Raw genomic sequence first — 6368 nt, 5'->3', positions numbered from 1 at the left:
CGCGCAGCGTCCAGGTCACGTCTCCGGATCCGCCGGCGGTCGGGTTGTCCCCGGAATCGGAGATCACGTAGGGGCGCGGCGCGTCTTCGGCCAGCGCGGCGGCCAGGCATTCCTCCAGGGAGCGGCCGGCGCCACGAACTTGAAGTCCGCGCGGGCCTGCCAGTAGCGCTTGGACAGCTCGGTGGCCTGCTGCCCGATCAGTTCGGCGTCATCACCGGTGACCACCACGGTGGCGTAGCAGCGCGGTTCATCGGCCCAGGCGTAGCCCACCCAGATCGAGCGTCGGTGACCCCGTCCAGGCTTCAATGTCCGGGATGGCGGCGTAGATGCCCTTGGCCGGTTCCAGCCGGGTGGAGGTCTTCTCCCCGGGCAGCAGCACCGGGATCCGCACGAACGCCTTGTGCGGTGCGCCGGCACCGGATTGCAGCCGATCCACCAGGTTGCGCAGGGCGCGCTGCTTGGTTTCCTGCTCATCCTCGTGCGGGGCCATGCGGTAGCAGGTGATCAGGTCGCACTGCTCAACCAGATCGGCGGTGACGTTGCCGTGCAGGTCCATGGTGGCCGAAACCAGGCAGCGCGGTGCACCGGCCTTCTGGCTTTCCTCATCCAGGGCGCTGCGCACGGCGCGGGCCAGGTCCGCCTCCGCGTCCTGGCGCCCCAGCACGGTCATGGCGCCATGGATGTCAAAGAAGAAGCCATCGAACGGGCCGTGCTCGTGGATCATGGCGATCAGATCGCGCTTGAGCGTCTCATAGACTTCGGGCTCAACCATGCCTCCGGGCAGGGAGCGGGCGTGGACCAGCGGGATGGCGGTGAACGCGGCGTCCAGGGTGGCGTCATAGTTCTCGTGCTCAGGCTGCAGGAAACTGTACCGGCCCATCAGCGCGTCATCGCGGGTGAAGTTGAAGGCCTCGAACCCCGAACGGTGCGGGGAGAAGTTCGAGCTTCAATCGACATGCCGCCGAAGCCGATTTTCAGTGCTGCAGGGGTTGGGTTCACGAGACGGTTTCCTTTCATGGAGGGTCGTGGCGTCGGAGCGCCGCCCACCGGCTAGGCCGGCGGGTCTGAAAATTCTGCGGGGAGGCTGGGCTGGCTCAGCAACTCGATCAAGGCGATCTCCGCGGCGCCAATCAGCCCGGCGTGTGCCCCGGCCATTGCCGCTTCCACGCGCAGCCCGGAGGTGGCCATGGGCAGGCAGCGTTCATAAAGCTGGGAGCGCACCGCAGCCACGTAGACGCTGGCGCTGGACAGGGTGCCGGTGAGGTAGACGTCCCCGGGATTGAAGAAGTTCACCACGGTGCTCAGCGCGAGCCCGAGTTGCCGGCCGGCCTCGCGCACCACTCCATTGGCGGCCGGGTGCCCGTCACGCACCAGCTGGATCACGTCGTGGATGTCATCGACATGGGTGCCTACCGCGGCCAGGTCGCGCACGATGGCCGCGCCGGAGGCAATGGTTTCCAGGCAGCCGCGGTTGCCGCAGGAGCACAACCGGTCCCCGGCGGCCTCGACCTTGGTGTGCGTGATGTCCCCGGCGGCGTAGGAGGAGCCGCGGAAGAGTTCGCCGTTGGCCATGATGCCCGAGCCGATGCCGGATCCGGCGATCAGCGTGATCGAGTTGGCGGCGGCGTCCTCGCCCCGGGTCAGGTACTCCCCCAGCGCCGCGAGGTTCGCATCGTTGTCCATGTTCACCGGAATGCCCATTTTTTGCCGGGCCATCTCGGCCACCGGCTGGTTGTGCCAGCCGGGCATGCGCGAGGGCGAGACGACCACGCCTCGCTCCACATCCACCGGTCCGGGCAGACACAGGCCCACCGCCAGCAGCTGTCCGCCATCCTCGGCCGCCACCTGCCTCAGCGCCGCCCAGAGAGTGTCCAAGGTGGCATCCACCCCCTGGCCGACATCGATCCGCACCTCGCGGATGGACAGGATCTTGCGGGACATGTCCGCCACCCCAACCCGCGCGTGGCGCGAACCCATGGAGATCACCCCAAGCGTCCGGACTGGTAGCGCAAGGTCAGCAGCTTGCCGGGGCGTCCGCCACGGGAGAGCGCGGCACCGCCTTCAACGATGAGCCGGCCTCGGTCAGTTCATTGACTTTTGCCGAGATCGTGGAGGGAGCCAGTTCAAACTCGCGGGCCAGGGCCGAGCGGGTGACCGGTTCAACAGCGATGCGATGGATGATGTCCGCCGCCAGGTTTCCAGAAGCCATGAACACATCCTCTCATTGGTCTATACGACGCTTTCTATTACCAAGATTCGCAAAACTTTTTTCGATTCAGGTGCAAGTCTTTGCTCTCGTGACCTATACTACACATAGTTTGATCATAAGTATCAATACTTTGTTCGATGTTGAATAAAGGTTGGCGGCGGATCGTCAGCCACTCACACCGTTAGCGAGGAACTCATGGCTTTCGACCAGAGACGCATGAAAAAGTCCGTCACCGCCGGCCTGGCAGCGCTGGCGCTGCTGCTCACCGGTTGCGGCGGGGCAAACAGCAACACCAACTCCGCCACCGACGGCGACAGCGATGCCGCGGCCAAGACCGTGCCGGCCGGCGTGGACACCAACACGGTGAACTACGCCCTGCCGCCGAACGCCACGCCAAACTGGATCCTGCCGATCGGCGTGGCCGGCAAGATGGCCACCCACAACTCCTCCATCCACCAGGCCCTGTGGTCCCCGATGTTCACCTTCGACGGCTCCAAGGGCGAAATGGCCATGGACACCGAAACCGGAATCGCCGACAAGGTGGAATACTCCGAGGACGGCAAGCAGGTCACCTTCCACATGCGTGACATGCACTGGTCCGACGGAGAACCGATCACCACCCGCGACGTGGAATTCTGGTTCAACCTGATCAAGGCGAACAAGGAACAGTGGGGCGGGTACAAGGAAGGGCGTCTGCCGGACAACATCACCGACGTGGAGTACACCGACGAGAAGACCTTCACCGTCACCTTCGACAAGGTCTACAACCAGGACTGGCTGAACTCCGGCCAGCTGGCTTCCGTGCGCCCGCTGCCGCACCATGCCTGGGCCAAGACCAGCCAGGACGGCAAGGTCGGGGACGCGGACCGCACCGAGAAGGGCGCCAAGGAGATCTTCAAGTTCCTGATGAAGGAATCGGAAAACATCTCGGACTACGTGGACAACCCGCTGTGGAAGGTGGTCTCCGGCCCGTTCACCCTCGGCGGCTTTGACAACTCCGGCAAGGTCACACTGGAGAAGAACGAAAACTACGACGGCAAGGACGCCGCCCAGGTCCAGACCGTGAACCTGCTGCCGTTCACCTCCGCCGACGCCGAAGTGAACCTGCTGCGCTCCAAGGGCATTGACTACGGCTACATTCCCACCTCACTGCTGAACCAGCAGCAGCAGTTCCAGGCGAACAACTACAACATGGACCCCTGGGAAGGGTGGGCCATCACCTACATGCCCTACAACTTCAACAACCCGAAGATGGGCGATGTCTTCAAGCAGCTCTACGTACGCCAGGCGCTGCAGTCCTCGGTGGACCAGAGCACCATCTCCGAAAAGGTCTGGATGGGCGGGGCCAACCCGGTCTATGGCCCGGTGCCGCAGGACATCGAGTCCCACTACCTTTCCGACACCCAGAAGAACAACCCCTACCCGTACGACATCGAAAAGGCCAAGCAGCTGTTCGCCGACCACGGCTGGAAGGCCGGCAGCGACGGCATCCTGGTCTGCGAGTCGGCCGGCGCCGGGGACTCGGACTGCGGCGAGGGCATCAAGGAAGGCACCAAGATGGAGCTGACCATGATGGTGCAAAACGGTTCGGAGGAGGCGGACAAGCAGTTCGCCGCCATCCAGTCCTCCTTGCGTGAGGCCGGGGTCGCGGTGAGCTTCGACCGCGCGCCGCTGAACTCGGTGCTCAACCGCACCGTGCCGTGTGAGGCCGACTCCTCGGACTGCAACTGGCAGTTCTCCTACTTCGGTGCCGCCGGCTCCTGGTACTTCCCGGCCTACCCGACCGGTGAGCGGATCTTCGCCACCGGCGCCTCGGTGAACTTCGGCAACTACTCCAACCCGAAGGCCGATGAGCTGATGACCAAGGCGCTGGAGAGCAACGACCCGCAGATCATGCAGGACTACTCGGCGCTGCTGGCCGAGGACCTGCCGGTGATGTGGCTGCCCAACCCGGTGTACCAGGTCTCGGTGATCCGCGACGGCATGACCGGCACCACCCAGGACCCGACCGGGAACTTCTTCCCGCAGCGCTGGGGCTGGAACAAGTAATACCTGCGGTGTGTCCCGTGGCCCGGCGCCGTTGCGCGGGGCCGGGCCGCGGGCAGGCACACAACTTTTGAAAGGACTATCGCCGATGACGACTACCGCCGTCCGGGATAATTCGAATATCCGCCTCTTCGGGCTGTTCATGATCAAACGCCTGGTGCAGGCCGCGGTGGTGATCGCCATTGTGTCGGTCATCGTCTTCCTGCTGCTGCAGGCACTGCCCGGGGGCCCGGCCCGCGGCATTCTGGGCCAGGCGGCCACGCCCGCCAGATCGAGGCCTTCAACCATGAGATGGGCTTCGACCTGCCGCTGATCCAGCAGTACTTCAACTACGTCAGCCAGTGGCTGACCGGGGACCTGGGCCGCTCGTTCGTGATGAACGAGGACGTCTCCTCGCTGATCGCCCAGCGCCTGCCCAAGACCCTGATCCTGGCGATCGCCGCCGTGGGCGGAGCCTGCTGGTCTCCATCCCGCTGGGGATGGCCCAGGCGCTGCGCCGCAACAAGCCCTTTGACTACATCATCACCGGCATCAACTTCGTGGTCTACTCCACCCCCAGCTTCTTTCTGGGCCTGCTGCTGATCATGTTCTTCGCCCAGCTGCTGGGCATCCTTCCGGCCAGCGCCCCGCAGCAACACCGTGGGCGAAATCCTGGCCCAGCCCAAGGAAATGGTGCTGCCGGTGCTCACCAGCGGCCTGGCCGGGGTGGCCACCTTCTCCCGCTACATGCGCTCCTCCACCATTGACAACCTGCACGAGGACTACGTGCGCACCGCCCGGGCCAAGGGCACCGCGATGAAGCGGGTCGTGGCCCGCCACGTGCTGCGCAACTCGCTGACCCCGGTGGTGACCATGCTCGGCTACTACCTGCCGGTGATGTTCGGCGGGGCGCTGGTGGTGGAGCAGCTGTTCAACTACCCGGGCATGGGCCTGCTGTTCTGGAATGCGGCACAGACCACCGACTTCCCGGTGCTGCTGGGCTGCATTCTGGTGATCTCCCTGGCCACCGTGATCGGCTCGCTGCTGGCCGACATCACCCAGTTCATCCTCGATCCGCGTTCCCGTGGAGGCGTCAAATGAGTGAGACAACCAAGAACCCGACGGCCCCGGCCACCCCGGCGCGCAGCTCCGAGGCGGCGATGAGCCCGACCAGGCGCGCAGTGCGCCAGTTCTTCTCCAACAAGCTCGCGGTGCTGGGCACCGCCATCCTGGTGGCCCTGGTGCTCTTCAGCTTCCTGGGACACTGTTGTACCCCACCGAACAGGTCTCCACGAACCTGATGGCCTCCAACCTCACCCCCGGGGAGCAGGGGCACGTGCTGGGCACCGACGGGCTGGGCTATGACGTGCTCGGCCGGCTGATGGTCGCCGGGCAGACCTCCATTCTGGTGGGCCTTGCCGCCGGCGTGCTGGCCACCGTGATCGGCACCCTGTGGGGTTCAATCGCCGCTACGCCGGGGGCTGGGTGGACGCGGTGATGATGCGCATCGTGGATGCGGGCATCGCGGTGCCCGGCATCTTCCTGCTGCTGGTGATCTCCGCGATCGTGCGCCCCAGTGAGTCCATGATGGTGCTGATCATCGGCCTGGTCTCCTGGCTGGTGCCCGCGCGCCTGACCCGTGCCGAGGCCCTGAGCCTGAAGACCCGGGACTACGTGCTGGCGGTGAAGGCCACCGGCGGCAGCAACACCCGCGCCGTGGTGCGCCACATCATCCCGAACACCATCGGCACCGTCGTGGTCAACGCGACCTTCCAGGTGGCCGACGCGATCCTGCTGATCGCCTACATCTCCTTCCTGGGCATGGGCCTGCAGCCACCGGCCACCGACTGGGGCGCGATGCTCAGCGAAGGCATCTCCTCGGTCTACTCCGGGGCCTGGTGCTGATCTTCCCGGCGGGCATCGCCATTGTTCTTGTAGTTTGCGCGTTCAACTTCATCGGTGATGGGTTGCGTGACATGTTTGATGTGCGAGGTCAGCAGTGAACCAGAACCCTACCCCCGAATCCACCCGGCGGGCGCGCCGCGCGGCCGAGCCGGCCGAGGTGGCGCTGCAGGTGTCGGACCTGGAAGTGGACTTCGTGACCAAGAACCGCACCGTCAACGCGGTGCGCGGG

General features: G+C 65.2%; 12 protein-coding genes and 1 pseudogene. 8 read left to right on the top strand and 5 right to left on the bottom strand.

Annotation, left to right across the window (positions count from 1 at the left end):
* The 5 genes and pseudogenes from JCM19049_RS19225 to JCM19049_RS06920 form a co-directional block, all read right to left on the bottom strand.
* The coding region (locus tag JCM19049_RS19225; protein WP_279402651.1) for an MlrC C-terminal domain-containing protein at positions 1-67 on the bottom strand (67 nt) is incomplete at its 3' end.
* Complete coding sequence (locus JCM19049_RS06935; RefSeq protein ID WP_054821223.1) at positions 64-270, bottom strand: M81 family metallopeptidase; 207 nt, start codon at positions 268-270, stop codon at positions 64-66. The genes JCM19049_RS19225 and JCM19049_RS06935, both read right to left, overlap by 4 nt.
* A pseudogene (locus tag JCM19049_RS06930) lies at positions 248-886 on the bottom strand (M81 family metallopeptidase); the annotation flags it as partial. The gene JCM19049_RS06935 and the pseudogene JCM19049_RS06930, both read right to left, overlap by 23 nt.
* A 164-nt stretch (positions 887-1050) precedes the next feature.
* Entirely contained in the window at positions 1051-1977 is a 927-nt protein-coding gene (locus tag JCM19049_RS06925) for an ROK family protein (protein ID WP_279402650.1), read from the bottom strand.
* A gap of 37 nt (positions 1978-2014) precedes the next feature.
* Positions 2015-2209 (bottom strand): hypothetical protein, encoded by a 195-nt coding sequence (locus JCM19049_RS06920; protein WP_279402649.1) that lies wholly within the window; start codon positions 2207-2209, stop codon positions 2015-2017.
* Between the two features lie 216 nt (positions 2210-2425).
* On the opposite strand from JCM19049_RS06920, the gene JCM19049_RS06915 reads away from it, so the two are divergent.
* From JCM19049_RS06915 to JCM19049_RS19190, 8 genes are all read left to right on the top strand, one after another.
* Positions 2426-4258: a peptide ABC transporter substrate-binding protein gene (locus JCM19049_RS06915; protein ID WP_279402648.1), complete on the top strand. Its 1833-nt coding sequence runs from the start codon at positions 2426-2428 to the stop codon at positions 4256-4258.
* Between the two features lie 85 nt (positions 4259-4343).
* Positions 4344-4568 (top strand): hypothetical protein, encoded by a 225-nt coding sequence (locus JCM19049_RS22380; protein WP_279402647.1) that lies wholly within the window; start codon positions 4344-4346, stop codon positions 4566-4568.
* The gene (locus JCM19049_RS22375; RefSeq protein WP_279402646.1) at positions 4547-4837 is read left to right on the top strand and encodes a hypothetical protein; all 291 of its coding nucleotides are present in this window, start codon (positions 4547-4549) and stop codon (positions 4835-4837) included. Before JCM19049_RS22380 ends, JCM19049_RS22375 begins: the two co-directional genes overlap by 22 nt.
* On the top strand, positions 4735-5001 hold the full coding sequence (locus JCM19049_RS22370; RefSeq protein ID WP_279402645.1) for an ABC transporter permease subunit: 267 nt from the start codon (positions 4735-4737) through the stop codon (positions 4999-5001). The genes JCM19049_RS22375 and JCM19049_RS22370 overlap by 103 nt, the downstream gene beginning before the upstream one ends.
* The gene (locus JCM19049_RS22365; RefSeq protein WP_279402644.1) at positions 4895-5335 is read left to right on the top strand and encodes an ABC transporter permease; all 441 of its coding nucleotides are present in this window, start codon (positions 4895-4897) and stop codon (positions 5333-5335) included. Before JCM19049_RS22370 ends, JCM19049_RS22365 begins: the two co-directional genes overlap by 107 nt.
* Positions 5332-5535, top strand: coding sequence for a hypothetical protein (locus JCM19049_RS19200; RefSeq protein ID WP_279402643.1), 204 nt, complete (start codon positions 5332-5334; stop codon positions 5533-5535). The genes JCM19049_RS22365 and JCM19049_RS19200 overlap by 4 nt, the downstream gene beginning before the upstream one ends.
* Positions 5502-5732, top strand: a complete 231-nt coding sequence (locus JCM19049_RS19195; RefSeq protein WP_279402642.1) for a hypothetical protein — start codon at positions 5502-5504, stop codon at positions 5730-5732. The genes JCM19049_RS19200 and JCM19049_RS19195 overlap by 34 nt, the downstream gene beginning before the upstream one ends.
* Complete coding sequence (locus JCM19049_RS19190) at positions 5687-6139, top strand: ABC transporter permease (protein ID WP_279402641.1); 453 nt, start codon at positions 5687-5689, stop codon at positions 6137-6139. The genes JCM19049_RS19195 and JCM19049_RS19190 overlap by 46 nt, the downstream gene beginning before the upstream one ends.
* Positions 6140-6368: the final 229 nt, after the last annotated feature.

The sequence above is a fragment of the Arthrobacter sp. JCM 19049 genome, from assembly GCF_001310435.1.
The sequence above is the reverse complement of the archived record's forward strand: the minus strand, read 5'-3'. Positions and strand labels throughout refer to the sequence as shown.